Annotated in this window: 1 pseudogene; it reads left to right on the top strand. The window is 53.1% G+C overall.

Going from position 1 to position 691, the window contains the following annotated elements:
* Positions 1–691: pseudogene (locus tag IDZ20_RS04835) on the top strand (GLUG motif-containing protein); the annotation flags it as partial.

The raw sequence follows: 691 nt of genomic DNA, 5'->3' as shown, positions 1-691 counted from the left end.
ATTACCCTGTTCGACAGCGGTGAAATACTGATGGTAACCCTGTTAACCTCCGAGGTTGCGGCCATGGATGTTGCCGATAGCTCGCCAGTCATTCGCGCTAGCCTGAACGGCGAAGCGATTGAGCTGGATGGCGATACTGAAGTGCTTATGCAGTGCGGAAGCAATACCATTACATGGGTTGCTGAAGATGCGGCAGGCAATGTCAGTGAGCCGGTGGAGCAGCAGGTTCTTGTGTACCCGGCGGTGTTTTTTGAGGAAACCGAGTTGGTTAGCGGCGAAAACAGTCAGGTGAGCATTACTGTTCAGCTCAGTTGTCGTTCGCCAAGCTACCCGGTCAGTATTTCCCTTGATACAGGGGAGGGAACCACCACCAACGCGGATGATTTCGAAAACTTCACCATGCCAATAGAGCTAGTGCTGGACGGTGAAACACACACCACCAGCCGCACCCTGGAATTGACCGCGGTGAATGACCTAACGGATGAAGACGACGAGCTGCTGGTACTGGAAATCACCAGTAATAGCCTGGAGGTGGACGGTAATGCCGAAGCACTCACTATTCTGGCCGACCAAAATACCTTTAGCCTCACGCTAACGGATGCAAACCTGCCGCCGGAAGTGAGCGTGGAGATAAGTCAGGCGGAAGTACCAGTAGATGTAGTGGATACCACCGAGGGCGAAGTGACCATTT

Source organism: Teredinibacter waterburyi (assembly GCF_001922985.1).
Lineage (GTDB): Bacteria > Pseudomonadota > Gammaproteobacteria > Pseudomonadales > Cellvibrionaceae > Teredinibacter > Teredinibacter waterburyi.
The sequence above is the reverse complement of the archived record's forward strand: the minus strand, read 5'-3'. Positions and strand labels throughout refer to the sequence as shown.